Source organism: Jiangella aurantiaca (genome assembly GCF_004349105.1).
GTDB classification, from domain to species: domain Bacteria; phylum Actinomycetota; class Actinomycetes; order Jiangellales; family Jiangellaceae; genus Jiangella; species Jiangella aurantiaca.
In genome coordinates this window covers 1-26,816 of the sequence record NZ_SMLB01000070.1, presented here as the reverse complement: position 1 = coordinate 26,816, position 26,816 = coordinate 1, and the positions used below count along the sequence as shown (strand labels likewise).

Sequence of the window (26,816 nt, the reverse complement as noted above, 5' to 3'; positions counted from 1 at the left end):
GGGTCAGGCGGAGGCGAGTGTGGCGACGTCGCCGACGACGATCACGGCGGGCGGCTGGGCGCCGGCCTCGGCGGCCGCCCGGGCGATGCCGGAGAGCGGCGCGGTGGTGACCCGCTGGCGCGGGCCGAAGCCGTCCTCGACGACGGCGGCAGGGGTGTCCGGGTCCATGCCGTGCGCGATCAACTGGGCGGCGGTGTCGGCGAGCAGGCTGACACCCATGAGAAACACCAGCGTGCCCTCGGTGCCGGCGAGGTTGGCCCAGTCCAGGCCCTCGTGCCCGGAGACGACGGTGAACTGCTTGGCCAGCCCGCGGTGCGTGACGGGGATGCCGGCGGCCGCGGGCACCGCGACCGCGCTGGTCACGCCGGGGACGACCTCGACGGGGACGCCGGCGGCCCGGCAGGCGGCCGCCTCCTCGCCGCCGCGGCCGAGGACGAACGGGTCGCCGCCCTTGAGCCGGACGACCTGCTTGCCCGCCTGGGCGTGCTCGACCAGCAGCCGGTTGATCTCGTGCTGGGGGACCGGGTGGTGGCCGGGTGTCTTGCCGACGTCGATGACCACGACGTCGTCGTCCAACTCGGCCAGCAGTGCGCGCGGCGCCAGCCGGTCGACCACGACAACGTCGGCGGCGGCCAGCAGTTGCCGGCCGCGGGTGGTGATGAGCCCGGGGTGCCCGGGACCGCCGCCCACGAGGGCGACCTGACCCCGTCGGGACCCGCGGACCCGCCGCAGCGGCAGCTCCCCGGTCTCGAGGGCGGTCTGGACGGCGTTGCGCAGCCGGACGGCGCGCCGCGGGTCGCCGCCGGCGGTGACGGCGACCAGCACGTCGCCGACCCGGGCGACGGCCGGCGTCCACGCGGCCGAGCGGGAGGCGTCGTCGGCGCGGACGCACCAGGTGCGCTGGGCGTCGGCGGCCGCGGCGACGGCGTCGTCGACGGCCGGCTCGCCGGTGGCGGTGTGCACCAGCCAGGCGCCGTCGAGGTCGCCGTCGGCATAGTCGCGCGGCGACCAGGTGACCCGTCCGGCCGCGACCAGCTCGGCCAGCGACTCGCACAAGAAGGGCGCCACCAGGTGTACCTCGGCGCCGGCGGCGACCAGCGGCTGGGCGCGGCGGTCGGCCACGGGCCCGCCGCCGACCACGACGACCCGCTTGCCGGCCACGTCCAGCTGTAACGGGTACATCAGATGTTGATCCCGCACTCGGTCTTCGACGAGCCGGCCCAGCGGCCCGCGCGCGGGTCCTCGCCCGGCGCGACGGGGCGGGTGCACGGCTCGCAGCCGATGGACAGGTAGCCGAGCTCGCGCAGCGGGTTCACCAGGACCTTGTGCTCGGCGACGTACGCGTCGACCTGCTCGTCGGTCCAGGTGGCCAGCGGGTTGACCTTGATCTTGCCGCGCTTGGGGTCCCAGGCGACGACGGGCGTGTTCGCGCGGCTCGGCGCCTCCGCGCGGCGGACGCCACCGGCCCACGCGTCGTACGGCTTCAGCGCGCGATCCAGCGGCCACACCTTGCGGATCGCGCAGCACAGGTCGGCGTCGATCTCGTAGAGCTTGCCGTACTCGGCCTCGTGCTCCGGGACGCGCAGCGGGTGCGTGATGGTCTCGACCTCGACGTCGTACGTCGCGGCGATCGCGTCGCGGGTGCCGATCGTCTCGGCGAAGTGGTAGCCGGTGTCGAGGAAGAGCACCTTGATGCCCGGCACCGCCGTCGACGCGACGTGCGACAGCACGCCGTCGGCCATCGAGGCGGTGATGGCGAACCGCTCGCCGAAGGTCTCGTGCGCCCAGCGGACGATCTCGCCGGCCGGTGCGTGCTCCAGGTTCCGCGCGGCGTCCAGCGCGAGCGCCTCGAGGGAGTTCGTCGGGCAGAGGGTCATCCTGCGCTCCTTCTGGTCGAGAGGCCGAGCAGTTTCACCGAGAACACCCGCAAACAGGACCGGCACTCCCACCCGCCATGGGTCTCCACGGGGTAGAGGTCTTCCTCCCCGCAGAACGGGCAGTGCATGATCGCGGCCCTGGTCTCGCTCATCTCACTGCAACGCCTCCTCGTCGGCGCGGGCCACCCACTGGGCGAACCGCTCGCCGTCCGTCCGCTGGTCGGCGAAGCGCCGGACGACGCGCTCGACATAGTCGGGCAGCTCCGCCGCCGTCACCTTGAGCCCGCGCAGCTTCCGGCCGAAGCCGGCGTCGAGGCCGAGGCCGCCGCCGAGGTGGACCTGGAAGCCCTCCTCGCCCTTGACGATCTGCCCCTTGAGCCCGATGTCGGCGACCTGGATGCGGGCGCACGAGTTCGGGCAGCCGTTGAGGTGCAGCGAGATCGGCACGTCCACCTGCGCGGTGAGGTCGGCCAGCCGCTGCTCCAGCTCGGCGACGGTATCGACGGCGAGCTGCTTGGTCTCGACGATGGCCAGCTTGCAGTACTCCAGCCCAGTGCACGCCATCGTGTTGCGGCGGAACACGCTGGGCCGCGCCTGCAGCCCGATCGCGTCGAGCGCCGTGACCAGCGACTGGACCTGGTCGCCGTCGACGTCGAGGATGACCAGCTTCTGGTGCGGCGTCGTGCGCAGCCGGCCGGAGCCGTGCGCCTCGACGACGTCGGCCAGCTTCGCCAGCATCGAGCCGGACACCCGGCCGACCAGCGGCGCGACGCCGATGTAGAACCGGCCGTCCTTCTGCTCGTGGATGCCGACGTGGTCGATCGGCTCGACGTGCGGCGGGGGCGGCGGGCCGTCGATGAGCCGGCGGCCGAGGTACTCGTCCGATTCGAGAACTTCCCTGAATTTCTCAGCGCCCCAGTCGTCGACGAGGAACTTCAACCGGGCGCGGTGGCGCAGCCGGCGGTAGCCGTAGTCGCGGAAGATCCCGACGACGCCGGCCCAGACCTCGGGCGCCTCCTCGAGTGGGACCCAGGCGCCCAGCCGGACCGCCAGCTTCGGATTCGTCGACAGGCCGCCGCCGACCCACAGGTCCAGGCCCGGCCCGTGCTCCGGGTGGTTCACGCCGACGAACGCGATGTCGTTGGCCTCGTGCACGATGTCGGGCAGCCCACTGATGGCCGACTTGAACTTGCGCGGCAGGTTCGAGAACTCGGGCGAGCCGATGTAGCGGCGCTGGATCTCGTCGATCGCCCAGGTCGGGTCGAGCACCTCGGCGGCGCTGATGCCGGCGACGGGGGAGCCGAGGATGACCCGCGGCACGTCGCCGCATGCCTCCGTCGTCGAGAGGCCGACCGCTTCGAGCTTCTCCCAGATGACCGGCACGTCCTCGACCCGGATCCAGTGCAGCTGGATGTTCTGCCGGTCGGTGACGTCGGCGGTGTCGCGCGCGTAGGTGGTCGAGATCTCCGCGACGGTGCGCAGCTGCTCCAGGCTGAGCGCGCCGCCGTCGATGCGCACGCGCAGCATGAAGTACTCGTCGTCCAGCTCGTGCGGCTCCAGCACGGCGGTCTTGCCGCCGGGGATGCCGGGCCGGCGCTGTGTGTACAGGCCCCACCAGCGGAACCGGCCGCGCAGATCCTGTGGGTCGATGCTGGCGAACCCGCGCTTGCTGTAGATGGTCTCGATGCGCTTGCGGACGTTGAGGCCGTCGTCGTCCTTCTTGAACCGCTCATTCGGGTTGAGTGGTTCCAGGTGGCCGAGGGCCCACTGCCCCTGGCCCCGGGGGCGCTTGGGGGTCGGCGTCTGCGTGGGAGACATGTGCAGTGCAGTCCTCGAGGGGTCGGGGACGCACGGTGCGCGCTGTGTTCTCGGCGGTTGTGGTGTCCGGAGTGCCCGCCGGCGCGACCGCGCGCCCGGCTTGGTGAGTCCGGGGCGGTCAGAACGCCAGACAGAGCATGCTGTCCATGCGGCCGTAGTCGACGTGACGCCGACTCACCAGCAGCAGGGGAATGACGGACAACATGGGGAGCATCGTGCCATGCTGTGGCGCCGGGCGCGAACGGCCTGTCCATCATTTGGGCAGAGTTGTCTCACATCGAGAGATTGCCTAGCGGTTCGATAGGTTTTCATGTGTGGCGGGTAGGGTCGGCGGCGTGCGACGAATCCTGCGCCCCGTGGTCATGCTCGCCGCCGGTGTCCTGGCTCTGACGGCCTGCTCCGAGCAGCTCGACCAGGGCATCAACGACCTCGCCGCCTCCGCGCTGGAGGACGCCGTCACGCGGCAGCTGTCCGATGCCGGCGTCACGCTGGAGAGCGGCCCCGACTGCACCACTGACCTGAACCGCGACGGTACGTCGTTGACGGGCGACGCCAACTGCTCCGGAACCGCCGTCGACGGGCGCTCCGTGCGCGCGGAGTTCGACGGGACGCTCTCCAGCTCTGGCTGCAGCGGCTCCCTCGGCGTCTTCGTCGATGACGAGGCGATCGCCCAGCTCGACGAGATCCCCGACTGCTCGGTGAACGTCGAGTTCTGAGGTTCGCCGGGGGATTCGCAACGTTGGCCGTCCCCCTGCTGCCCATTCTCTTGGCCGCGTGCGCGCGCCTCAAGCGGACTATTGGGGGGCGCTTCGCGCCGGTGATGACCGCTTGACCCGCGCGCACGCGGCCTAAGAACGGGCAGTTATCAGGGGGACGGGGGGAGTGTGGCGACGGGCCGGTCCGGGTTCCGCTGGAGTGTCCACATGGTGAGATTTGCCGGCGTTTCGGGGGCCATCATGAGGTTTTCTGGAGCCTCACCACGCCTGTAATCGTGTTGAGGCTCGGGTGATCCTGGTGATGTACGCAATCCTTGATGATCATCGCTGTCCACAGGCGCCAACGGCGCACCGGACCACGCCAAGCGACCTTGAGCTGTGCCCAGACTCGCCCCCCAGGCAGGGCGGACGTCACTCTGAGGCGTAGCCCGTTGCCGGCTCGACTGGGCGGTCGCTCGTCTGGTGCTGACAGTCGCACCAGGAGCGGCCTTTCTCGCGCGCAGGACACTCCAGATGACGCTGCTCAGCACACGCGGCGCAGATCATGGTGCCTCCGGGGTCGCGCGGCGGACGATCGCGGCGGTGTCGAGCCCAGCGGGCAGCGCGCCGTACACCCCGTGCCGGGCATCGAGCCGACTGGCGCAGAACGCGTCGGCGACGGCGGGCGGAGCGTACCGGACCAGCAGGCTGGCCTGCAGCAGCACCGCCATCCGACCGGCCAGCACCCGCGCCTGCCCGGCCGCCCCAGTCGCGTCACCGCCGGCCACGTCGCCGCCCACCAGGACGGACGTCACCGAGGCCAGCGCGTCGTCCAGCCGTCGGTCCTGGCCCTTCGCGGCCTCGACCTCAGCCCGCCACGCGGCGATGGCATCCGGCTCGCGCGCGAGCACGCGCAGCAGGTCGAGCGCCTGGACGTTGCCCGCGCCCTCCCAGATCGAGTTCAGCGGCGCCTCGCGGTACAGCCGCGGCATCTCGCTCTCCTCGACGTAGCCGTTGCCGCCCAGGCACTCCAGCGCCTCGACGACGGCGGCCGGCGTCCGCTTGCACACCCAGTATTTCGCCAGCGGCAGCCCGATGCGCCGCAGCGCCCGCTCATGCGGGTCGTCGGCACGATCGACGGACGCGGCCAGCCGTAGCCCGAGCGCCGTCGCGGCCTCGGACTCCAGCGCGAGGTCGGCGAGGACGGCGCGCATCAGCTCGGAGTCGGCCAGGCGGGCGCCGAACGAGGACCGGTGCGCCGCGTGCCACGTCGCCTCGGCGACCGATCGGCGCACCAGCGCGGCTGAGCCGAGCACGCAGTCGAGACGGGTGGCGGCCACCATCTCGATGATCGTGGCCACGCCGCGGCCCTCCGGACCCAGCCGCTGGGCCAGTGCACCGTCGAACTCGACCTCGGCGGAAGCGTTCGCGCGGTTGCCCAGCTTGTCCTTGAGCCGCTGCAACCGCAGAGCGTTGCGGGTGCCGTCGTCGAGCACGCGGGGGAGGACGAAGCAACTCAGCCCGCCCGGCGCCTGCGCGAGCACCAGGAACACGTCGTTCATGGGGGCGGAGCAGAACCACTTGTGCCCGGTGAGCCGGTGCCAGCCGGCGGAGCCGTCGGGCTCGGCGCGCGTTGTGTTGGCGCGGACGTCGGAGCCGCCCTGCTTCTCCGTCATCGCCATGCCGGCCAAGCAGCCCTCCTTCTCCGCGGGCGGGCGCAGCCCGGGCTCGTAGGCGCCGTGCAGCCGTTCCTCCCACACGGCGCCGACGGCGGGATCCGTGCGGAGGGCGGGGATCGCCGCGTACGTCATCGAGACCGGGCAGAGGTGCGCGGCCTCGAGCTGGCTCCACACCAGGAACTTCGCGGCGCGGCTGGCGTGCGCGCCTGGTCCCGGTGTGGCCCACGGCGCCGCGTGCAACCCGTGCTCGACGGCGGTGTGCATGAGTCGATGCCACGACGGGTGGAAGTCGACCTCGTCGACGCGATTGCCATAGCGGTCGTGCGTGCGCAGCACCGGACTGTTGCGGTCGGCCTCGACGGCCCACTGCTGCGCCTCGGCAGAGCCGGCCAGCCGGCCCAACGCTTCCAGCTCGACGCGGTCGCCGGCGTACCCGTACCGGTCGAACGCCTCGACCAGTGCGGCGTCGGCGCCGAACACGTCGTACCCCGTCAGCGGCGGCGGCTGGTTGGTGACCTCGTGTGTCGCTCCCACAAACCCACGGTAGACCGGCCGGCCGGTTATTCGCTGGCCGCGAGTGCCCGCCTGTGGATAACGTGACGCTCGCAGTCAGGCTGTGGACGACGGAGGAGGTGAGCGGCCATGCACGTGAGCAGATCCGTTCGCTCCAGTACTCTCCGGCCAGCACGCCGCCGCTGACACCGTCGCGCGTGAGGCCGCACCAGAAGAAGGTCTCACATGTCTGCTTCCCAGCAACGTCTGCTCGACCTCGGCTGGACGCCCGAGGTCGGGCGGGCCTTCCTTCCCTACCGGGGCGCGCACCGGCTGGCGCGGGTATGCCGCGTCGATCGTGCCGGGGCCGACCTCGTCGGCGGCATGGGCGCCGTCCGGGCCACGTACGGCGGCGACGTGCTGCGCGCCGTCGCCGCCGATCGGATGGCGCTGCCCGCCGTCGGCGACTGGACCGCCGTCCGCGACTGGCCGGACGACCGCGTCACGCTCGAGGCCGTCCTGCCGCGGCGGACGGCGATCGTGCGGGACAGCGCCGACCGGACGTCGCAGGGCCAGGTCGTCGCGGCGAACGTCGACGTCGTCGCGATCGTCGAGCACCTCGACCCCGACCCCGACCTCGGCCGCATCGAGCGGCTGCTGGTGCTGGCCTGGGGGAGCGGCGCGCAGCCGGTCGTCGTGCTGACCAAGCCCGACCTCGTGCCCGACCCGGAGGGCATGGGCGACGAGGTCGCCGCTGTGGCGCCTGGGGTGGAGATCCTGCTGGTCAGCGCCGTCTCCGGGACCGGCCTCGACGAGCTGGTCGCGCTGGTGCGCAACGGCCGGACCCTGGCGCTGGTCGGGCCGTCCGGCGCGGGCAAGTCGACGCTGACCAACGCGCTGGCCGGGGTGGACCTGATGCCGACGGGGTCCGTGCGGGCCCGCGACGGCCGCGGCCGGCACACGACGACCCATCGTGAGCTCGTCGTCCTCCCCGGCCGGGGCGTGATCGTCGATACCCCCGGGTTGCGGGCGGTCGGGCTCGTCGCCGACGACGCCGCCGTCGCCGGAGCGTTCGCCGACGTGGAGACGCTGGCGGCGCGCTGCCGGTTCCGCGACTGCGCGCACGTGGCCGAGCCCGGCTGCGCCGTCCTGCTCGCCGTCGCCGACGGTGAGCTCGACGAGGACCGCCTGACGCGCTGGCGCAAACTGCGGCGCGAGGCGGAGCGGAACGCCGCCCGCCGGACGCCGGGCCCCCGGCGCGGCGTCGTCGCCGACCTGGAGGCGAAGCGGCACCGCCGCTGACGCCGTCACCGTCGTCGTCCGCCGATGGTTGCTGCAGGCGTCGGCGTCGGCGAGGATGACCGGGCGGGCATGCACGCGATGATGCGAGGACGCCATGACGCACGAGGACAACGCTCGCCGGCTCATCGAGAGAACCCGGTACATGAGCCTGGGCACGGTCGACCCCGACGGCCGGGCCCGGGTGTCACCGGTCTACTACGCGCCCGACGGCTACGACATCTTCTACTGGATGTCGGCACCCGAGGCGCGGCACTCCCAGAACATCGTGCGCCATCCCGAAGTGAGCATGGTGATCTACGACTCCACCGTCCCGATCGGCGGCGACGTCCGGGCGGTCTATCTGCTCGCCACCGCCGGGCAGGTGCCGGACGACGAACTGGAAGCGTGCGCTCCGGTGGCGTGCCGGGCGCGGTTCCCGGAGCGGCAGGAGCCGTTCCCGGTCGAGTGGCTGTACCCGCCGGAGCGACTGCGGCTGTGGCGGGCGCGGGTGACGGAGCACTCGGTGCACGTGCGGGGGAGCGACCCGGAGTACGGCACGGGCATCGACACCCGGCGAGTGGTGACGCTGTGAGCGGGTGGTGATGCTGTGGGTGGTGGCTGCTGTGATCCGCGGGGCTGCGAGCGGATGTTCACGACCGGGTTCGCCCGGCGTGTCGCGCGGCGCTACCGCAAGCGCGGCCTGGACAAGACGGCGGCGCGGATGGTCGCGTTCCTGCAGGAGCGCGGCATCGAGGGCGCGACGGTGCTGGAGATCGGCGGCGGGGTCGGCGAGATCCAGATCGAGTTGCTGCGCCGCGGCGCCGCCTCGGCGGTCGGTCTCGAGCTGTCGCCCGCGTACCGCGATGAGGCGGCGCGGCTGCTCGCGGACGCCGGGCTGACAGGCCGCGCCGAGTACCGCATCCACGACATCGCGGCCGACCCCGGCGGCGTCGCGGCCGCCGACGTCGTCGTGCTGCATCGGGTGGTGTGCTGCTACCCGGACTACGAGCGGCTGCTCGCCGCGGTGGCCGACCACGCCGGCCGGCTGGTCGTGTTCAGCCACCCGCCGCGGAACCTGGCCGGGCGGGCCTTCGTCGGGGTGACGAACCTGGTCATGCGGCTGCGGAAGCAGCGGTACCGGGCGTTCGTCCACCCGCCGCAGGCCATGCTCGAGGTGCTGCGGGAGCGCGGGCTGCGGCCGGCGTACACCCACCGCGGCCTGACGTGGCAGGTCGCGGGACTGGAGCGCTGAGGCAGCGCAGGCCTACGCGACCGCGTCGGCGCAGGCCATGGCCTCGCCGGGAGCGGTCTCACCGTGGGTGTGTTCCAGGTGGGCCTCACCCCAGGCCCGGACGTTCTCCACGACGGGTAGAACCGTCTTTCCGTACGGGGTCAGCCGATAGATGACCGGCGCCGGGACGGGCCCTGTCTCGACCCGCTCGACGAGCCCGTCGGCCTCGAGTTCGCGCAGCTGCTCGGCCAGCACCTTCGGAGTGATCGGCGCGCCCCGGCGCCGCAGGCCGGCGAAATGGCACTCGCCATGGGCGAGCCAATACAACAAGGTCAGCTTCCATTTCCCACCGATTGCGGCGAACGCCGCGGCCATCGGGCAGCCGGGAATGGGGTTGGGGCGCGACGGCGAGGGGTTACCTGAAGGTGCCTTCTTGTTCATGGGCATGCTCCGCTCCGATATTCGAATCATGAACACTCACCTGAAGATCACCATGCCACAGAAGCGAATCATGGTCGTGTGCATGTCGCTCCTCGCACTGACCGCAGGTGCGGCGCCGGGCGAGGCGGCGCCGATTCCGTCAACGGCTCAGGCCTCCGTCGCGGACGGCCAACGGAGCTTCGACTGGGAGATCGGCACCTGGCGCTCTCACGTGCGGGTGCTCGCCAATCCGCTCTCGGAGTCCCCGGATGAGTGGCTCGGCTTCGAGGGCACGAGCGTGGTTCGTCCGCTGATGGGCGGCCGGTCGAACGTCGTCGAGTTCAACGTCCAGGGGGCGACCGGGCGGATCGAGGCCCTCAACCTGCGGCTCTACGAGCCCCAGGCCGATCGCTGGAGCCTGACCTTCGTCAATATGCGCGACGGGCTGCTCACGCCGGCCGTGTACGGCGGGTTCCACGACGGAGTGGGCGAGTTCTACGGCGACGACCAGCTCGATGGACGCCCGATCAAAGTGCGCTTCCTCATCGTCCGGCAGGGACCGGACAAGGCAAGATTCGAGCAGGCGTTCTCCGACGACGGCGGGGAGACGTGGGAGACGAACTGGATCGTCGTGGACAAGCGAATCTGACCCGCAACCCGACGAGCGCCCGTGTGATCAGTGGCGGGCCGTGAGACTCGCGACTGCACCGGCCGGGCTTCTGCTGTACTTCGCTGCTGTATGGGCATGAGAAAGGCCCTACCGACAGGATCGATAGGGCCTTTACCTGGTGGGCGATACTGGGATTGAACCAGTGACCTCTTCCGTGTCAGGGAAGCGCTCTCCCGCTGAGCTAATCGCCCGAGTCTTCGTGCCGAGGTGGAGACGGGATTTGAACCCGTGTAGACGGCTTTGCAGGCCGTTGCCTCGCCTCTCGGCCACTCCACCGTGATGAGGGCCAGAGCCCCGCTCCGAGCGGACGACGGGACTCGAACCCGCGACCCTCACCTTGGCAAGGTGATGCGCTACCAACTGCGCTACGTCCGCATCGCACCGGGCCGGTTTTCAGAACCGCGGTGCGGGTGAAACATTAGCCCATCGATGCCGCCGTCGCCAAACGCGATAGCGTCGCGTGTTGTGGACGTGCCGCCGAGACCCCTGGCGCACCTCGGGGGGAAGCTGGCCACGGGGCTGGTGGAGGTGTCGTCCGACCTGCGGGTCCTCGACGGATCCGGGCGGTGGGCCGTGGTGGTCACGTTCGAGGGCGACGTCGTCTGCGTCCGTTTCGACCACTGGGAGAACGCACCGCTGCCGCGGGCCCAACGGCGGTGGAACGGACCCGCGGAGGCCGCTTGGACGTCGTCGCTGGATCGCGAGGGCTACGTCGACGCCGTCCGTGACGTGCGAGAACGCATCGCCGCGGGGACGGTGTACCAGGTCAACGTGTGCCGGGTGCTGGAGGCGCCGCTGCCGGACGGCGCCGGCGATCTTTTGCCGCTGGCGAACAGGCTCCGCGACCGGCACGACGCGCCGTTCGCCGGCATCATCGCGATCCCGGGCCTCCAGGTCGTCACCGCCTCACCTGAGCTGTTCCTGCGCCGCCGCGGCGACCACGTCACGTCCTCGCCGATCAAGGGGACCGGACGGACGGCGGCGGACCTCACGGCGAAGGACGGCGCCGAGAACGTGATGATCGTCGACCTCGTCCGCAACGACCTGTCCCGGGTCTGCGTCACCGGCAGCATCGCCGTCGACGAGTTGCTGAGCGTCGAGAAGCACCCCGGCCTGGTCCATCTGGTGTCGACGGTGAGCGGCCGGCTGCTGCCCGGCGCGCGGTGGGCCGAGCTGTTCGCCGCGACGTTCCCGCCCGGCTCGGTGTCCGGCGCGCCGAAGTCGACGGCGCTGCGGGCGATCGCGGAGCTCGAGCCGGTGCCGCGCGGGCCGTACTGCGGCGCCGTCGGCTGGGTCGACGCCGACACGGGGGAGGGTGAGCTGGCCGTCGGCATCCGCACGTTCTGGGCGCGCGACGGCGTGCTGCGGTTCGGGACCGGCGCCGGCATCACGTGGGGCTCGGATCCGGACCGCGAGTGGGCCGAGACGGAGCTGAAGGCGGAGCGCCTCGTAGGCTTGGCCTCGTGCTGACTTGGGTGAACGGAGAGCTGCTGGACGAGTCCGATGCGACCGTCAGCGTGTTCGATCACGGCCTCACGGTGGGCGACGGCGTCTTCGAGACCGTGAAGGTCGTCGGCGGCGTGTCGTTCGCGCTGGGCCGGCACCTGGCCCGGCTGGGCCGCTCGGCCGCCGGGCTGGGACTCCCGGCGCCCGACCAGGCCGAGCTCACCAAGGCGTGCGAGCAGGTCGCGGCTCAGGGCACCGGCGACAGCCTGTACCGGCTGCGCATCACCTACACCGGCGGCGTGGGGCCGCTGGGCTCGCAGCGCGGCGACGCCGGGCCGACGCTCGTCATCGCGCTGACGCCGGCCGCGCCGCAGCCGCCGGTCACGACTGTGGCGGTGGTGCCGTGGCCGCGCAACGAACGGAGCGCGCTGGCCGGCCTGAAGACCACGTCGTACGCCGAGAACGTCATCGCCCTGGATCGTGCGGCCGCCGCCGGGGCCAGCGAAGCGCTGTGCGCGGACACCCGCGGCCGCTTGTGCGAGGGGACCGGCAGCAACGTGTTCGTCGTCGTGGACGGCCGGCTGCTGACGCCGTCGACCGCGACGGGCTGCCTGGCCGGCGTCACCCGCGGCCTCGTCATCGAGTGGTGCGACGCGGCGGAGGCCGACTTCGACCTCGGTGTCCTCGACACCGCCGACGAGATCTTCCTCACGTCGACGACGCGCGACGTGCAGCCCGTCTCGGCGGTCGTCTGGGACGACGGACGACGGCGCGAGCTGCCGGCGCCCGGCCCGGTGACCGCTCGCGCCGCAGCGACGTTCGCCGAGCGGGCGACGGCCGACCCGGAGCCGTGAGCCCTAGGAGGGTCGATGCAAGGCGCCGAGCCAGGGCGACCGTGACTGGGGCCATGCCCGGCCCGACGACATCCGAGGGCCGGCCCCCTCAGGGGTGAGCTGACGCCGTCGTCGTCAGGCGGTCAGACGGCGGCGGCCCGCTGCCGCTCGCGGTAGGCCGCGACGTGCAGCCGATTGCCGCAGGTGCGGCTGTCGCAGTAGCGCTTCGAGCGGTTGCGCGACAGGTCGACCAGCACGCGCCCGCAGTCGGGGGCGGAGCACACCTGCAGCCGCTCCTGCTCGCCGGCGACCACGACGAACGACAGCGCCATGCCCGCGTCGATGAGCAGGTGCTCGGCAGGCGCCGCGCCGGGGGCGAAGTAGTGGGTGTGCCAGTCGTAGCCGTCGTGGTTGGTCAGCCGCGGGCATACTCGCGCGCCGTCGAGCAGCCCGTTGACGAGGTCGGCGGCCTCGGCGGTGTCGCCGGCCTCGAACACCTCGCGCAGCCGGGGCCGCAGCGCCCGGACGGCGCGCAGGTCGGCCTCGGTGACGGTGGGCAGGTCGCTGATCTTGTACAGATCGATGAACGACCGCAGCGAGCCGACGTCAGGTAATCCCTCGCTGCCTGTCGCGACGGGATCGGTGTTCACCAGGTCGACGACAACCTCGAGAGCGTGCTCGACGTCGTGGCTGAAGGTCACGTGCCTGCCCTTACCTCGGATTCCGGGGTGTCAAGTGGGATGACCGTAATCCACTGGTGCGCGGGGCACAACAGACGGGGGACACTGGTGAGGTCAGGTACGGTCCAGTAGGGAGTCGAGCACCGCGTCGATGCTGAGCAGCCGTCCCTCGATGCCGGTCGGCACCAGCGCCCACGTCTGGATGAGGAAGTCCTCGACGGCCGTCGCCGGCGCCTCCAGCACCGCGTCGCCGTCGGGGGAGCGCAGCCGCAGCCGCACTGTCGGCGTGCCGTGTGGGTCCATCGCAGGCCAGATGTTGACGTCGCCCTTGCCGCTCGGCTCGTCGAGCCCGGCGCTGAGCAGATCGCGGGCGAACACCCACGGCACCGGCTCGCGCGCCGTCGTGTCGAACACCGCCGTGACCGCCAGCGGGTCGGTCGCGCAGTAGCGCAGTTCCGCCTGGATGTACCGCTCGCTGTCTCCCTCGTCGAGCAGGCGCAGGGCCAGGGGATACGAGATGGTCGACGCGCTCATGGCCAGTAGTGTCAGGCCATTCCGGACATCGCGCAACGCGAAACCCGGCCGGGGTTTCCGTCGCGGCCTTGCGGTGCGGTATGGTTCTGGTCGCGCCCGGGCGATTAGCTCAGCGGGAGAGCGCTTCGTTCACACCGAAGAGGTCACTGGTTCGATCCCAGTATCGCCCACCCAGGTCAGAGCGTATTTCGATCATCTCATCTACGCTTCCGTCCCCGTTCTGTGGGACGATCTTGAAACTTCGGTCTGAGACTGGCGTCGTAGTCGGCTGGTTCAGCGCCGCTGCTGGGGTGCCTTGGCCCGCAGCGTCAGAGCGCCTGTGGAACCACGGCGGGGTGTCGACGTCTCTGTAGGAGTCGTCCTCGGGCGGCAGTTGGTGAAAGGCTCCGGCATCGTCCTCCCACAGCTGCCATTCCACGCGGACCTGCTCCGGGCGTACGAAGGTCGTCTCCAGCCCGACCACCTCAGCCCAGCGCAGGCCTATCCAGAATGTCGTCAGGATCATGACGAACTCGTCGTCGCGCCCGGTGAGGTCGGCGATCGGAAGGGCCACCAACGCGTCGGTGGTGACCTTCTCCGGTCTCCGGTGGCGCGATCGTCCGGCCCGCTTGCCGCGACCGCGGCGCTTGAGCGCGGGATTGGCCGCAATCAGGCCTTCGACGACGGCGTCGGACAGGATCGTGGAGGGCGTCGTGCGCCAGGTCGGCACCGACGACGCGAAGTACCCGGCCGCCCGCTCAGCTCGCTCCCACTCGTCCACGTCGGCGCCGAAGATGTCCGCGAGGCTCATATTTCCGAACGCGGACAGAAGGTGTTCCTCGAGATGGTGCTTGTAGTTCTGCATCGTCGACTGAGCGAGGTCCTCGCTCCGAACGTGATCCGGCCGGCGGCTGGATTGTTAGCCGCCAATGAAACTGCCGATGATGGCGTCACTGATCATGAGGATCTGGCGGTCACGGGCGAGGCCGGGTGATCGGCACGGCGTCGGCCGCGCCCGCGGGCCTGGCCGACCCGGCCAGGGCACCGAACACGACCCGGGCGTGTTGACACCAGCGCCAACAGTTGGCGCTCATGTCACCACCCCGCGACCACGACCGGCCCCCGGGCACGGACGCCCAGCCGCCGCCACCGAGTCGATCACGGAGAAGGGTCGGGTTCCCGCGACTGCAGAGCCGACCTTCTCCATGATCAAGCCGTACCCGGTCGTCGTCGCCGTGCGCGCCAGCCCCGTTCAACGCCACGCTGACGGCGCAGACGACCCATCCGACATCGGACCGGTTGTCCACACCTGGTCGTCAACGTCAACGACACCCATCGTCACCGACAACGGCGGCTAACAGCCGGATCGCGCGAGGTCCGTTCCCGCACCTTGACCTCTTCGGCGTTCGCGGCGGCCTTCGCCGCGCGCTTGGTGCCGTACCGGATCGTCTCGCCGCGACCGTTCTTGACGGTGACCCACTTGTCGTTGACCTTGTAGCGGGCGAGGGTAGTACCCCGGTCGCTTCTCCGCGTAGCCCACTCGATCCCCTCATGTGCGGTTTCAATGACCGCGGCAGGAGATGAGAGGACCCGGTGCACCCCGGGGAGCAGCTGCAACGAGCTGACAACGTGACTACCGCGCTCGCAAGTTCAGTTCGGCCGCGGGGGCCGGCGAGGTGGGCGAGCTCTCAGCTGGGGCCGGATCCGAGGATCCGGCCCCACGGCCGCGTCGTTGTCAGACGGTGATGCCGCGCGCCTCCTGGTAGGCGCGGCGCGCTTCGGGTGAGGAGTGGTGGTGTGTCAGCTCATGCGCTTCGGGCGGCGTGACACCGTCGTACGCCGGATGGATGTGCACGCTGACGTCGTTGAGGTGCGGGATCGTGTGCAGCAGCTCGTGGTGCGTCTCTTCGGCCAGCTGGTGGCCGTCGGCGACGGTCAGCGTCGCGTCGACGCCGACGGTGATCTGGGCCTCGAGCCGGTGACCGCTCCAGCGCGCCCGGATGGCGTCGACGTACTGGACGCCGGGGACGCTCGATGCGACCCGGCGGATGTCGTCGACCAGACCAGGTTCCACGCCGTCCATGAGCCGCCGGATGACCGACTTGCAGGACTCGACCAGGATCCACAGGATGGCCACCGCGATGAGCAGGCCGATGATGGCGTCGGCCTCGGGGAAGCCCAGCCACACGCCGATGACGCCCAGGACGACGGCGATGGAGGTGAAGCCGTCGGCGCGGGCGTGGTTGCCCTCGGCGATGAGCGCCGCAGAGCCGATCTTGCGGCCGATGCGGATCCGGTAGATCGCGACGAGCTCGTTGCCGAGCGCGCCGACCAGGCCGGCGGCGAACACCCAGCCGAGGTTGGTCAGGTCCCGCGGGTTGATCAGGGCGTCGACGGTCTCCCAGATGATGAGTGCCGCCGACAGTGCGATGACACCGGCGATGAGCAGGCCCACCAGGTCTTCAGCGCGCCGGTACCCGAACGGGTACTTCTTCGTGGGGGCGCGCCGGCCCAGCCGGAACGCGATCACCAGAGGGATCGTCGTGACGAGGTGGCCGAGGTTATGCAGGGTGTCGGCGAGCAGCGCGATCGATCCGCTGACGGCGACGATGACGATCTGCAGAACGGCGGTCGCGCCCATGCCGCCGAGGCTGATCCAGGCTGCTCGGATGCCCTCGCTGCTGGCCTCCTCAGCCGTCTGGATGGCCTCGGTGTGATCGTGTGCGTGTGGCCGGAACATGTGCGTGACGCGGCCCCACAGGCTGATGCCGTCGTGGCCGTGCCCGTGACCATGCCCGTGACCATGCCCGTGACCATGGCCGTGGCCATGCCCGTGGCCGCCAGTCTCCGGCTCAGCCGGGGCGGCCGGCGCGGAGGGCTCGTCGTGCCCGTGGCCGTGACCGTGGCCGTGGCCATGTCCGTGGTCGTTGACCTGCGGCGGCGACTGGTCGTCCATCTACGCTGCACTCCCAACGGGTTCGTCTCGTCGGTCCGGTAGCCGACCCAGTGATACATCACAGGCCATGTTATCTGAAACATCACAGCCTCGGAAGAGTGATCGGCAGATTCATGCGGCTCAGACGTAGCTCAGCGCCTCCCGCACGGTGATGCGGGAGGCCCGGCCTGCGGCCGCCTCGGTGGCGGGCATGGCCCCGAGGACCACGAGGACGACCCAGCCGGTGACCGGGCTGGTGCGGAGTAGCGGCACCAGCGTCAGCAACACCGGCAGCCCGAGGCCCGCGGCGACGATCGCCGCGTAGGCCCACCATGGTGCCGTCAGGCTCACCGCCTCGACGCCGAGGTCGCCCAGGAGCGCGCCTTGTTCGCCTGGTCACCGATGCCGACGCGCTCCAGCAGGCGCTGAGCGCGGTCGTGGCGCTCGCGCACCGGCACCGTCCGGGCGAAGTCCATCGGCAGCATCACGTTCTCGGCGACGGTGAGCGTCGGCAGCAGCTGGAAGAACTGGAACACCAGTCGAGGTCCGGATCCCCGCTGCTCCTGATCATCGGCCGCCGGCGACAGCATGACGTCGCCAACGGCTGATGATCACGAGGGTGCGACGGTGACAATCTCGCATCGCATCGGTGCGCCGGATCTCTCGATGCGGCCGTCGCAGGTGAGCAGGGCGAGGCGGTGCCGTTCGGCTGCGGCGACGTAGATCGCATCGGGATACCGCAGCGATGCCTGGGCCAGCGTCCATGCACGGTGCACATCGGTCCAGGGAGTCGCTTCGATGGTGATCTCGAACGCGGCCGCGTCGAGCAGCGCCTGTTCGATGTCGTCGGCTCGGAACGGGTGGCCGGGCCGGTTGGCGGCGGCATGCAGGCCGGACATGATCTCGAAGGCGAAGTGTCCCGGAGCAAGCAGCGGCTCTGACGCCGGATGATCGGCTAGGGCGCGGCGTGCCGCGGTCCCGCGGGGACCGGCGTCGGCGACGGCGTCGATGACCAGCGATGCGTCGACGATCACGTCGTCGATCGGTCGGTCAGCTCATCGGCCCGTTCGGCGTGTGCATCGGCGACGGCGTCGAGTACGGCGCGCCGCTCGTCTTCCGGTACACCTGGCCGGCCGCGCAGCCGTTCCGCCGTTTGGGCCAACGCCGCTCGCCGGCGCAGATGAGCGGCTTGCGCGTGCACGGCGTCGCGAAGGTACGCCTGCAGGGACATGCCCCGCTCCGTCGCCGCGGACCGGATCTGTTCCAGGTCGTCGGAGGGCACGTCCCGAATGAGCACGTTGGGCATGGCCACATGCTATCGCTTGTGCTATCAGAGATGCAAGCGTGTGCTCGCCCCCCCGGCGGGGCCCGAGGTCAGAGACCCAGGTTGGTCGCGGATGCTCCGAGCGAGGCCGGGCCGAAGCCGGTGATCAGCGACTCGATGACCCGCCGTCGGCTCTGCTCGATCTGGTCGGCGCTGATCTTCCGGGCCAGCGGGGCGTCACCGGCGAGGATCGCGTCGTAGAGTGCGTGGTGCTCGTGCATCTGCTCGCTGCTGGTGTCGCGCATCGTGAGGCTGAGGAAGAACAGCCGCTGCATCTCCTCCAGCAGGGTCCGGATCGAGCGGGCTAGCCGCTGGTTGCCCGCTGCCACGGCGAGCCGCACGTGGAACTCGCGGTTGTCGACGATGAACTGCTCGTAGCTGGCCGGGTCGGTGTGGTCGTACTCGGCGTGTGCGAGGTCGTGCAGGGCCTCGATCGCCGGGCGCGGCGCACGGGCGGCGGCGAGCTCGCAGGCCGCCGGCTCGATGAGCGACCGCAGCTCGAAGACCTCGTTGACGTCCGTGATCTTGAGGTCGGTGACCCGATAGCCCTTCCTGGGGCGGACCTCGACGAAGCCGTCCTGGACCAGCCGGCCCAGGGCGCCGCGGACGGGGGTGCGTCCGAGCTCGAAGTCGTCGGCTAGCTGTGCCTCGCGGAGCTCGGATCCGGGGGCGAGCGCGCAGGTGAGTATGGCGCGCTTCAGGCGCTCATAGGCGACATCCGTCGCTGTGGCGGCGGCTCCGTCGGTTGTGTGTGTCAACCGTGTTACCTCTCCTCGCGGCTCTTGCCACGGTGATGCATCACTCGTATGTTACCTGACACATCAGAGACGGAAGGGGCTTCGATGCACCTCCACCCGGGGTTTGCGACCCGCGATGTTCCACCCGTTGCTGCTGTTCGACGCAAGGCTACTGGATGGTGACCGCGCCGCCCCGGGTGACGGAGCTGCTGGCCATCCGCGGGTTGCGGGTCACCTTCCGGGCCGCGGGGCGCGACGTTCACGCCGTTCGTGGCGTCGACCTCTCCGTGGCCGAGGGGGAGACGCTGGCGGTCGTCGGCGAGTCCGGTTCGGGCAAGAGCGTCACGATGACGGCCGCCCTCGGGCTGCTGCCTGAGAACGCCGAGGTCGAAGGTTCCATCCGGTTGCGCGACCGTGAGCTCCTGGCGATGGACGAGCGCGCGTTGCGCTCGGTGCGCGGCGCCGAGATCGGCGTCGTCTTCCAGGATCCGATGTCGTCGCTGAATCCCGTGCACACGGTCAGCCGGCAGATCGCCGAGGCGATCCGTGCCCATTCCGATGTGTCGCGCGGTGCCGCGCATGCCCGGGCCGTCGAGCTGCTGGGCGAAGTCGGCATCCCGGACGCCAAGGCGCGCGCGGACGACTACCCGCACCAGTTCTCCGGCGGCATGCGGCAGCGCGTGATGATCGCGATGGCGCTGGCGTGCGGTCCGCGGGTGCTGATCGCCGACGAACCGACGACGGCGCTCGACGTCACCGTGCAGGCGCAGATCGTGGATTTGGTCGACCGGATCCGCCGGGGGCGGGGGATGTCGGTCATCTGGATCAGTCACGACTTGGGCGTCGTGGCGCAGATCGCCGACCGGGTCACCGTCATGTACGCCGGCCGCGTGGTCGAGCAGGGACCGTGCGCGGACCTGTTCGACGCCGCCGTCCACCCCTACACGGCCGGTCTGCTGCGCGCCATGCCACGCCTCGACAGCCCTGCCGGAGCGGAACTCGAGGTCATCCGCGGCAGCCTGCCCGACCCGGAAGCGCAGCCCGAGGGCTGTGTCTTCGCCCCGCGTTGCGACCACGCCCAGGAAGAATGTGCCGCCGCCCGCCCGACTCTGCTGCCGCTCGTGGCGGGCGGCGGCCACGCCGTGGCGTGCCACCGTTCCGGCGAGCTGCTGGATCACGGCCGTGTAGTCCCCGCCCGGTTGGGAGGGAGTCCCACCCTACGGGCGGGCGCCGACAACCCACGGCCGTCCGGTGCGGTGGATGGCGCGCCCGCCGGCGAGGCGCCCGCCGCGGCCGCCGCACCGGCGCCGCCGCCCGCCGCCGAGGCGCCCGCCCCGCCGGTCGTCGTCGCGCTCGACGACCTGCGCGTGCACTATCGGGGCCGCGGCTCGTGGCGCCGGTCAGCGGCGCCCGTGCGGGCGGTCGACGGCGTCACCCTCGATCTCGAGCGCGGACGGACGCTCGGGCTGGTCGGTGAGAGCGGTTCGGGCAAGTCGACGCTGGCGAGGGCGCTGCTGGGCCTGGAGAAGACCAGCGGCGGCGCGGTGGCGTTCGGCGACCAGGTGTTGCACACGATGAGCGCCGTCGGTCTACGGGACCTGCGCCGCACGGCCCAGATGGTCTTCCAGGACCCCGCGGCGTCGATGAACCCGGCGCTGCGGGTCGAGGACGTCGTCAGCGAACCGCTGCGGATCAACCGCCGGGGGTCGGTGGCGGAGCAACGCGTCCGGGCCGGCGAGCTGCTGGAGATCGTCGAACTGCCGCGCGAGCTGGGCCGCCGCTACCCGCACCAGCTCAGCGGCGGGCAGCGGCAGCGGGTCGCCATCGCCCGGGCACTCGCACTGGATCCCCAGGTCCTGGTCTGCGACGAGCCGGTCTCGGCGCTCGATGTCTCGGTGCAGGCGCAGATCATCCGCCTGCTGTCCAGGCTGCAGTCCGAGCTGGGCCTGTCGCTGCTGATCATCTCCCACGATCTCGCCGTCATCCGGACCATCGCGCACCGAGTGGCCGTCATGTACCTGGGGCAGATCGTCGAGCGCGGCAACCGAGACGACGTCTTCGGCCGGCCGCGGCACCCGTACACGCGGGGCCTGCTCGACGCCGTACCCGTCCCCGATCCCCACCGCCGCTCCCGGCCGGTACCCCTGGCCGGTGACCCCCCGAGCCCGGTCGCACCACCATCGGGCTGCCGGTTCCACGAACGATGTGCTTTCGCCCGGCCCGGACTCTGCGACACCACTCCGCCACCGCTGGAGGAGCAGCGCCCGGGCCACTGGACGGCCTGCCATCTCGCCGACGAGATCGCCGCCTCGTCCACCGCCCCCGACCCGGCCCGCTCAGCGACGGGTTGACCGCGCTGACGCCACCGATCGCCACCCGGAGGTCCAGAAGATGTTCGTACGTCGCATCACCAGAGCCGCAGCGCCGGTGCTCGGCCTCGCCGCCGTCCTCGTCCTCGGCGCCTGCGGTTCCGACGGAGGGACCGAGGACACCGGCTCGTCCGGCGACTCCGGCTCGTCCGGCGCCGCCACGGCGGAGACCCTGCGCATCGGGATCATGTCCGAGGAGGGCAACCTGACGCCGCACACCTACGCGACCGGCTTCCCCGGCCTGAACCTCACGATGCTCAGCTACGACTCGCTGATGCAGATCGACGAGAACGGTGAGCCGCAGCCCTGGCTCGCCGAGACCGTCGAGGGCTCAGCGGACGGCCTGACCTATACGCTCGGCCTCGCCGACGGCGTCACCTGGCACGACGGCGAGCCACTCACCGCCGAGGACGTCACGTTCAGCGTCGACTACTACAAGGCCGGCCCGCCCGGCCGGTTCGCCACCGCGATGGGCAACGTCTCGCAGGCAGTGGCGCAGGACGAATCCACCGTTGTCCTGACCTTGGCCACGCCGGACCCGTCGTTCCAGATCCGCGTCCTCGCCGACGTACCGATCCTGCCCCAGCACATCTGGTCGGGGATCGCCGACCCGGACCTGGCCCCGTTCGACGAGACGACGAACGTCGGCTCCGGGCCCTACCGCCTGGTGGAGTCCGACCCGGGCGTCAGCTACTCCTTCGAGGCCTACCCCGAGTACTTCCGCGGTGAGCCGAAGGTCGATGAGCTGGTGGTGGTCCAGTTCGCCGACGAGGCCGGCGCCACCGCGGCGCTGCGGTCGGGGGAGATCGACACCATGATGAGGTCGATATCGCCGGAGCAGATCGACGTGCTGCGCGGCACCGGCACCCTCGACGTCATCGAGGCACCCGAATACACGACCACGTTGCTCGTCTTCAACACCGCGGTGCCACCGTTCGACCAGGCCGAGTTCCGGCAGGCCGTCGCCCTCGCCGTCGACCGGCAGCGGCTCGTCGACGACGTGTTCCTGGGCGCCGCGGTGGTCGGCAACGCCGGCTGGGTTCACCCCGATTCGCCCTGGTACGTCGATTCCGTTGAGACCGTGTACGACCCCGAGGCGGCCGCCGAGCTGCTCGACGAGATCGGCCTCACCGACTCCGACTCCGACGGCGTCCGGGAGCTCGGCGGCGCGCCACTGTCCTTCGAGCTCCTGGTCGCCTCCAACAACGCGCTGCGGATGCGGCTGGCCGAGCTGATCGGCGAGCAGTTGGCCGAGGTCGGCATCGACGTCGAGGTGAGCTCCGTGGAGATGCAGACGCTGGACGACGCCGTCTGGCCGGGCTACGACGTCAACCTGGGCCGCAACTACGACATGGCGATGTGGGGCTGGTCGGCACCGAGCCAGGCCGACATCGGCCAGATGGCGTCGCTCGTGGCCAGCGACCCGGCGATCGGGAATCTCAACGTCACCGGATACTCCGACCCGGAGACCGACGCGCTGGCGGTCCAACTGGACACCGAGCTGGACCCGGCCGCCCGTCAGCAGGTCGCGAACCAGCTCCAGCAGCGGATCGCCGAGGAGGTCCCGTTCGTCTCGCTGCTGCACCCGAACGGCGCCTACGGCTACAACCCGGACGTGTTCGGCGACTGGGTGTCGATCACCGGCACCGGCCCGATGACCAAGCTGTCGTTCATCCCCGACGACGGCCAGCCCTGACACACCGCGTGCCCACCACGTTCGGAAGGAGACGGCGGCGATGAACGCACGACGCCTCGGCCTGGCCCGTCTCGGCCAGTACGCCATCGTGCTCGTCGTCGCCGTCTCCCTGAACTTCGCCCTGCCACGGCTGATGCCCGGCTCGCCGCTCGCGCTCATCGCGGGCGTCGAGGTGGGGGAGATGACCCCGGAGGAGCGCGCTGCGGTCACCGCCGACGCCGGCCTCGACGAGCCGCTGGTCGTCCAGTACCTGACCTATTGGAAGAGCATCCTCACGCTGGACTTCGGCTACTCCTTCCGCCAAGGCACGCCGATCGAGGAGCTCGTGCTGGACCGGCTGCCCTGGACGTTGCTGCTCACGCTCACCGCGCTGGTGGTGGCCGGCGCCATCGGCATCGCGCTCGGGGCCTTCGCCGCGTGGCGGCGGGGGAGCAGGTGGGACGTCGGCTCGCTCAGCTTCATGATCGCGCTCGAGTCCACGCCGCAGTTCTGGCTCGGCATGCTGTTCATCGCACTGTTCTCGGTGTCGCTGGGCTGGCTGCCGTCGTTCGGAGCGACGACGCCCGGCGTGGAGCTGTCCGGCCTGGCATGGGCCGCAGACGTGGCCGAGCACGCCGTGCTGCCGGTGCTGACGCTGTCGATCCTCAGCATCCCGGCGGTGTACCTGTCGATGCGGTACTCGACGCTGTCGGTCCTGGGGGAGGACTACATCCGTACCGCCCAGGCCAAGGGACTGCGCCCGCGCGCGGTAATGCTGCATCACGTCGTCCGCACCGCACTGCTCCCGGTGACGACGGTGCTGGCGCTGCGGCTGGGCTGGGCGTTCGGCGGCACTGTCGTCATCGAGACGGTGTTCTCCTATCCTGGCCTGGGCCGGCTGATGTACGACGCGGTCTCCGCCCGCGACTACCCGGTCATGCAGGGCACCTTCCTCGTCTTCACGATCGCCGTGCTGCTGGCCAACCTGCTCGCCGACTCGCTGTACCCGCGCCTGGACCCGAGGACCCGCGTATGACCGCCCCCGTGATCACGGAGTCCACACCGGAGCCGGCGAACGTTCTGCGCCGCAGCCGGGTCTCGCGCGACCGCACCCGAGTGCTCGGCGTCGTCGGCGGTGTCATCGTGCTGGTGCTGGTCACCGTGGCCGTACTGGCGCCCGTGCTCGCCCCGTACGACCCCACGGAGCGGGCGGGAGTGCCGTTCTCGCCGCCGTCGGCCGATCATCTGCTCGGCACCAACGACGTCGGGCAGGACCTGCTCAGCGAGCTGATCTACGGCACGCGGGTGTCGCTGACCGTCGGCATCGTCGCCGCGGCGGCCGCCATGGTGATCGGGACGATCGTCGGGCTGATCGGCGGCTACCTCCCGCGCCTGGGCGCGGTGGCCATGCGCGGCGTCGACGTCGTGCTGATCCTGCCGTTCCTGCCGCTGCTCATCGTGCTGGCCGCGTACCTCGGGCGCAGCATCGTCAACACCGTCATCATCATCGCGATCCTCATCTGGGCGCCAACCGCCCGGGTGATCCGCTCGCAGGTGCTGTCGCTGGCCAAGCGCGACTACATCGTCGCCGCGCGCTCGATGGGCGCCGGGCACGGCTACGTCATCTGGCGTCACGTCCTGCCCAAGACGTTGCTGCTCGCCATCGGCGAGTTCGTCGCGGCCACCAGCGGCGCGATCCTGCTGGAGTCGTCACTCAGCTTCCTCGGCCTCGGCGACCCGCTCCAGGAGAGCTGGGGCTCGACGCTCTACTGGGCCCAGGCGCGCGGCGCGTTCCTCACCCCGGCCTGGAAATGGTGGGTGCTCCCGCCCGGCCTGCTCATCATGCTCTCCGCCCTCGGATTCGCCCTGCTCGGCTACGCCCTCGAGCAGCGCATCAACCCACGCCTACGCCGGTCCTGACGGCAACGGCACCGACAGAAGGGACACGCCCATGACCAACGTCCTCATGCTCGCGAGCTACGGCCTCGAGATCGTCGAGTGCGGCGGCGCCATCGCCAAGGCGGTCGCCGCAGGAGAGACGGTCAACGCGGCCGTCCTCATGTGCCGTGAGGAGAGCAAGCCCCAGGTCTCGCGCGCCGCGGACATCCTGGGGGTCAGCGGTGTGGACTTCCTCGACGTGTCGTTCGGCGAGGTGGACCTCACCTCCGCGACCAAGGTCAAGGTCGTCGAGCTCATCCGCCGAACCAAGCCCGACGTCATCATCATGCAGGACCCGCAGCACGCCCAGCACGACCTCGACCCCGACCGCCGGGTCATCGCCATCCTCTACGCCGAGGCGCTCGCCGTCGCCGGCCGCGACTGGCGCATCGAGGAATGCGGCGGCCACGACCCGCACCCGATCCCGACCATCTACTACATGACGCCCGAGCACGCGAACTGCGTCGTCGAGATCAGTGACGTGCTCGACAAGAAGCTCAAGGCGCTGCAGGAACTGTCGTCGCAGAACGCCTTCAGCGCTCAGCACTGGCTCGAGCACACCACGCCAGAGGTGCTGAAGTCGGTCATCCCGGCCTGGACCGACGGTGAGCTGGAGACGCTCGGCGCCGAGGGACAGCGGCAGTTCTTCACCGCGCTGGCGCTGACCAACGGTCTCGCCTCGCACTCCGGCGCCGTGCTCGGCGAGCCCTACCGGCGCGAGGGCACCTTCGTCATGGACCGGCTCACGCGTTGAGCCGTTGATCGCCGGCGTGGTGGCCGCGGCCGACGAGCCCGGCGTCACCAGCGGGCAGGCCGGATCCCGAAGCAAGTAGACATGGTAATCATGTTCATCTATTGGGCATTGCTCGGCGGTGGACTGCTGGAGGGATGCCGATGGTCGAGGCGGTGACGGAGGGAGCCGGACTGCGCCGGACACGGCAGCGCGCCGCGGTCCTCGGCATGCTGTCTGACTGTGCCGACTTCATCTCGGCCCAGGACCTGCACGACCGGATGGCTGCGGCGGACGTCTCCGTGAGTCTGTCCACGGTCTACCGAGCCGGTCGGCCACTTGCCGGGCCTGGTCCACCAGCAGCGGGAAGCACGCTGCGACCGAGCCGGGTGCGTTGTGGAGCGCCGATCTGGTGAGTGTTACCGAGCGCGGCGGCATGAGCGTGTAGCGGGGGTCGTCGGGCGTGAGTGTCGTGACCGTCGCGCCGGCGGACGCGAGGACCGTGGCGCCGTCGGTCACCGCCCATGCCGGCCGGTCGGGCTCGGCGTCGAGAAGGCCGCGCACGGTGATCTCGGCGAGCGCTTCCGCCGCCATGCCCGGCATCACGCCCAGTGACGGGTTCATGCCGGCGGCGAGCCGGCGCAGGCCGCCGGCGCACAGCTGCACCGCGGCGGGCAGCAGGACCTCGGTCAGCGGCACCGCCCGCGGGCCCTCGTGGAGAGGCGACCTGACCCTCACTTGACGGCGACGAAGCCTTCGAAGCACAGGTGCTTCAGGGCGGTGGCGGTGGTGGTGAAGCCGCCGGCGTGCAGCATCGCGACGTTGTCGTCGCTGGTGGTGGGCTTGAGGATGCCGACGAGGCTGTCTTTCTTGTTGAGGATCTCCTCGGGGCTGAGGCCGGCACCGCGCTTCCATCGGTAGTGCAGCGTGGTGAACAGGTCCTCGAGCTGGGCGTTCGCGGCGAGGACCTTCTCGAACAGGAAGAGCGCGCCGCCGGGCCGGAGGGCGTCGTGAAGGCGGCGGATGACGGGGACTCGCTGGTCGATGGGGATGAAGTGCAGGGTGAGGTAGGCGACGACGAAGTCGCAGGCCTCGTAGTCCAGGGTGGTCAGGTCGCCGTGGACGAGCTCGACGTTGCCGAGGCCGGCGCAGCGTTCGCGCGCGGCGGTGGTCATGCCTTCTTCGCGGTCGACGCCGATCCAGCGGGCGGCGGCGTGGACGGGGGAGTGGGTGGCGAGACGGTGGAGCAGCTCGCCGGTGGCGCAGCCGAGCTCGTAGCCGACGCCTCGTCCGTCGCGGCCGAGGAAGGACGTGGCCAGGTCGCAGACGAGGTCGTGGCCGATGTCGTAGAGGGGCACGGAGTGGCGGACGTGGTCGCCGAAGACGCGTGGGACGTCGCCGGCGAACGTCCAGGTGCCGGTGTCGGCATGCAGGCCGTTGCCGACACCGGACGCGCTGTCGGTGCTGGTGGTC

General features: G+C 70.9%; 29 protein-coding genes and 4 tRNA genes. 14 read left to right on the top strand and 19 right to left on the bottom strand.

Annotation, left to right across the window (positions count from 1 at the left end):
* Positions 1-3 precede the first annotated feature (3 nt).
* From cobA to E1262_RS28570, 4 genes are read right to left on the bottom strand one after another with little or no spacing between them, the layout of a single operon-like run.
* Positions 4-1,182 (bottom strand): uroporphyrinogen-III C-methyltransferase, encoded by a 1,179-nt coding sequence (gene cobA, locus E1262_RS28580; protein WP_132107739.1) that lies wholly within the window; start codon positions 1,180-1,182, stop codon positions 4-6.
* Positions 1,182-1,877: a phosphoadenylyl-sulfate reductase gene (locus E1262_RS28575; protein ID WP_132107738.1), complete on the bottom strand. Its 696-nt coding sequence runs from the start codon at positions 1,875-1,877 to the stop codon at positions 1,182-1,184. Before E1262_RS28575 ends, cobA begins: the two co-directional genes overlap by 1 nt.
* Positions 1,874-2,029 (bottom strand): transposase, encoded by a 156-nt coding sequence (locus E1262_RS31145; protein ID WP_203454620.1) that lies wholly within the window; start codon positions 2,027-2,029, stop codon positions 1,874-1,876. The genes E1262_RS28575 and E1262_RS31145 overlap by 4 nt, the downstream gene beginning before the upstream one ends.
* Before the next feature lies 1 nt (position 2,030).
* Entirely contained in the window at positions 2,031-3,695 is a 1,665-nt protein-coding gene (locus E1262_RS28570; RefSeq protein ID WP_132107737.1) for a nitrite/sulfite reductase, read from the bottom strand.
* Between the two features lie 335 nt (positions 3,696-4,030).
* Here E1262_RS28570 and E1262_RS28565 point away from each other — a divergent pair, with 335 nt between their 5' ends.
* Positions 4,031-4,411, top strand: coding sequence for an LPS-assembly lipoprotein LptE (locus E1262_RS28565; RefSeq protein ID WP_132107736.1), 381 nt, complete (start codon positions 4,031-4,033; stop codon positions 4,409-4,411).
* A 542-nt stretch (positions 4,412-4,953) separates the two neighbouring features.
* Here E1262_RS28565 and E1262_RS28560 read toward each other — a convergent pair.
* Positions 4,954-6,603 carry an acyl-CoA dehydrogenase family protein gene (locus tag E1262_RS28560; protein ID WP_132107735.1) on the bottom strand — a complete coding sequence of 550 codons (1,650 nt, stop codon included), beginning with the start codon at positions 6,601-6,603 and terminating at the stop codon, positions 4,954-4,956.
* A 204-nt stretch (positions 6,604-6,807) separates the two neighbouring features.
* Here E1262_RS28560 and rsgA point away from each other — a divergent pair, with 204 nt between their 5' ends.
* The 3 genes from rsgA (at position 6,808) to E1262_RS28545 (ending at position 9,094) form a co-directional block, all read left to right on the top strand.
* The gene (rsgA, locus tag E1262_RS28555) at positions 6,808-7,863 is read left to right on the top strand and encodes a ribosome small subunit-dependent GTPase A (protein WP_203454619.1); all 1,056 of its coding nucleotides are present in this window, start codon (positions 6,808-6,810) and stop codon (positions 7,861-7,863) included.
* A gap of 94 nt (positions 7,864-7,957) precedes the next feature.
* The gene (locus tag E1262_RS28550; protein WP_132107734.1) at positions 7,958-8,434 is read left to right on the top strand and encodes a pyridoxamine 5'-phosphate oxidase family protein; all 477 of its coding nucleotides are present in this window, start codon (positions 7,958-7,960) and stop codon (positions 8,432-8,434) included.
* Between the two features lie 54 nt (positions 8,435-8,488).
* On the top strand, positions 8,489-9,094 hold the full coding sequence (locus tag E1262_RS28545; RefSeq protein WP_132107733.1) for a class I SAM-dependent methyltransferase: 606 nt from the start codon (positions 8,489-8,491) through the stop codon (positions 9,092-9,094).
* Between the two features lie 12 nt (positions 9,095-9,106).
* Here E1262_RS28545 and E1262_RS28540 read toward each other — a convergent pair whose 3' ends face one another.
* Positions 9,107-9,448, bottom strand: a complete 342-nt coding sequence (locus E1262_RS28540) for a winged helix-turn-helix transcriptional regulator (protein ID WP_132107741.1) — start codon at positions 9,446-9,448, stop codon at positions 9,107-9,109.
* Positions 9,449-9,542: 94 nt separating this feature from the next.
* Between E1262_RS28540 and E1262_RS28535 the strand changes: the two genes are divergently transcribed.
* Complete coding sequence (locus tag E1262_RS28535; protein WP_203454616.1) at positions 9,543-10,142, top strand: hypothetical protein; 600 nt, start codon at positions 9,543-9,545, stop codon at positions 10,140-10,142.
* 137 nt (positions 10,143-10,279) lie between these two features.
* Here the strand turns inward: E1262_RS28535 and E1262_RS28530 are convergent.
* From E1262_RS28530 to E1262_RS28520, 3 genes are all read right to left on the bottom strand, one after another.
* A tRNA-Val gene (locus tag E1262_RS28530) sits at positions 10,280-10,354 on the bottom strand.
* Positions 10,355-10,368: 14 nt separating this feature from the next.
* Positions 10,369-10,439: transfer RNA gene (locus E1262_RS28525), tRNA-Cys, on the bottom strand.
* A gap of 26 nt (positions 10,440-10,465) precedes the next feature.
* A tRNA-Gly gene (locus E1262_RS28520) sits at positions 10,466-10,538 on the bottom strand.
* 54 nt (positions 10,539-10,592) lie between these two features.
* Here E1262_RS28520 and E1262_RS28515 point away from each other — a divergent pair.
* Positions 10,593-11,633, top strand: coding sequence for a chorismate-binding protein (locus E1262_RS28515; RefSeq protein ID WP_132107732.1), 1,041 nt, complete (start codon positions 10,593-10,595; stop codon positions 11,631-11,633).
* Positions 11,627-12,463, top strand: coding sequence for an aminotransferase class IV (locus tag E1262_RS28510; RefSeq protein WP_132107731.1), 837 nt, complete (start codon positions 11,627-11,629; stop codon positions 12,461-12,463). The genes E1262_RS28515 and E1262_RS28510 overlap by 7 nt, the downstream gene beginning before the upstream one ends.
* Positions 12,464-12,585: 122 nt before the next feature.
* Here E1262_RS28510 and E1262_RS28505 read toward each other — a convergent pair whose 3' ends face one another.
* Entirely contained in the window at positions 12,586-13,143 is a 558-nt protein-coding gene (locus tag E1262_RS28505; RefSeq protein ID WP_132107730.1) for a CGNR zinc finger domain-containing protein, read from the bottom strand.
* Positions 13,144-13,236: 93 nt separating this feature from the next.
* The gene (locus E1262_RS28500; RefSeq protein WP_132107729.1) at positions 13,237-13,656 is read right to left on the bottom strand and encodes an SsgA family sporulation/cell division regulator; all 420 of its coding nucleotides are present in this window, start codon (positions 13,654-13,656) and stop codon (positions 13,237-13,239) included.
* A 98-nt stretch (positions 13,657-13,754) separates the two neighbouring features.
* Here E1262_RS28500 and E1262_RS28495 point away from each other — a divergent pair.
* A tRNA-Val gene (locus tag E1262_RS28495) sits at positions 13,755-13,826 on the top strand.
* Positions 13,827-14,973: 1,147 nt separating this feature from the next.
* Here the strand turns inward: E1262_RS28495 and E1262_RS28485 are convergent.
* The 7 genes from E1262_RS28485 to E1262_RS28455 form a co-directional block, all read right to left on the bottom strand.
* Positions 14,974-15,252: a hypothetical protein gene (locus E1262_RS28485; protein WP_132107728.1), complete on the bottom strand. Its 279-nt coding sequence runs from the start codon at positions 15,250-15,252 to the stop codon at positions 14,974-14,976.
* A gap of 118 nt (positions 15,253-15,370) precedes the next feature.
* Positions 15,371-16,375: a cation diffusion facilitator family transporter gene (locus E1262_RS28480; RefSeq protein WP_203454614.1), complete on the bottom strand. Its 1,005-nt coding sequence runs from the start codon at positions 16,373-16,375 to the stop codon at positions 15,371-15,373.
* Between the two features lie 336 nt (positions 16,376-16,711).
* Complete coding sequence (locus tag E1262_RS28475; protein ID WP_132107726.1) at positions 16,712-16,921, bottom strand: hypothetical protein; 210 nt, start codon at positions 16,919-16,921, stop codon at positions 16,712-16,714.
* Positions 16,918-17,160 carry a P-loop NTPase family protein gene (locus E1262_RS31135; protein WP_203454612.1) on the bottom strand — a complete coding sequence of 81 codons (243 nt, stop codon included), beginning with the start codon at positions 17,158-17,160 and terminating at the stop codon, positions 16,918-16,920. Before E1262_RS31135 ends, E1262_RS28475 begins: the two co-directional genes overlap by 4 nt.
* Positions 17,161-17,181: 21 nt before the next feature.
* Entirely contained in the window at positions 17,182-17,604 is a 423-nt protein-coding gene (locus E1262_RS28465; protein ID WP_132107725.1) for a type II toxin-antitoxin system VapC family toxin, read from the bottom strand.
* Entirely contained in the window at positions 17,601-17,876 is a 276-nt protein-coding gene (locus E1262_RS28460) for an aldehyde dehydrogenase family protein (protein ID WP_132107724.1), read from the bottom strand. Before E1262_RS28460 ends, E1262_RS28465 begins: the two co-directional genes overlap by 4 nt.
* Before the next feature lie 68 nt (positions 17,877-17,944).
* Positions 17,945-18,652 carry a GntR family transcriptional regulator gene (locus E1262_RS28455; RefSeq protein WP_132107723.1) on the bottom strand — a complete coding sequence of 236 codons (708 nt, stop codon included), beginning with the start codon at positions 18,650-18,652 and terminating at the stop codon, positions 17,945-17,947.
* Between the two features lie 155 nt (positions 18,653-18,807).
* Here E1262_RS28455 and E1262_RS28450 point away from each other — a divergent pair, with 155 nt between their 5' ends.
* From E1262_RS28450 to E1262_RS32260, 6 genes are all read left to right on the top strand, one after another.
* Entirely contained in the window at positions 18,808-20,982 is a 2,175-nt protein-coding gene (locus tag E1262_RS28450; protein ID WP_132107722.1) for an ABC transporter ATP-binding protein, read from the top strand.
* A 40-nt stretch (positions 20,983-21,022) separates the two neighbouring features.
* On the top strand, positions 21,023-22,696 hold the full coding sequence (locus E1262_RS28445) for an ABC transporter substrate-binding protein (RefSeq protein WP_132107721.1): 1,674 nt from the start codon (positions 21,023-21,025) through the stop codon (positions 22,694-22,696).
* Between the two features lie 40 nt (positions 22,697-22,736).
* Positions 22,737-23,711: an ABC transporter permease gene (locus E1262_RS28440; RefSeq protein WP_132107720.1), complete on the top strand. Its 975-nt coding sequence runs from the start codon at positions 22,737-22,739 to the stop codon at positions 23,709-23,711.
* Positions 23,708-24,595: an ABC transporter permease gene (locus tag E1262_RS28435; protein WP_132107719.1), complete on the top strand. Its 888-nt coding sequence runs from the start codon at positions 23,708-23,710 to the stop codon at positions 24,593-24,595. The genes E1262_RS28440 and E1262_RS28435 overlap by 4 nt, the downstream gene beginning before the upstream one ends.
* A 31-nt stretch (positions 24,596-24,626) precedes the next feature.
* Positions 24,627-25,367, top strand: coding sequence for a PIG-L deacetylase family protein (locus E1262_RS28430; protein WP_132107718.1), 741 nt, complete (start codon positions 24,627-24,629; stop codon positions 25,365-25,367).
* A 134-nt stretch (positions 25,368-25,501) separates the two neighbouring features.
* Positions 25,502-25,759: a Fur family transcriptional regulator gene (locus E1262_RS32260; protein ID WP_420810567.1), complete on the top strand. Its 258-nt coding sequence runs from the start codon at positions 25,502-25,504 to the stop codon at positions 25,757-25,759.
* Between the two features lie 318 nt (positions 25,760-26,077).
* Here the strand turns inward: E1262_RS32260 and E1262_RS28420 are convergent.
* Positions 26,078-26,816: methyltransferase domain-containing protein (locus tag E1262_RS28420; RefSeq protein WP_132107716.1), on the bottom strand; the 739-nt coding region annotated here is incomplete at its 5' end.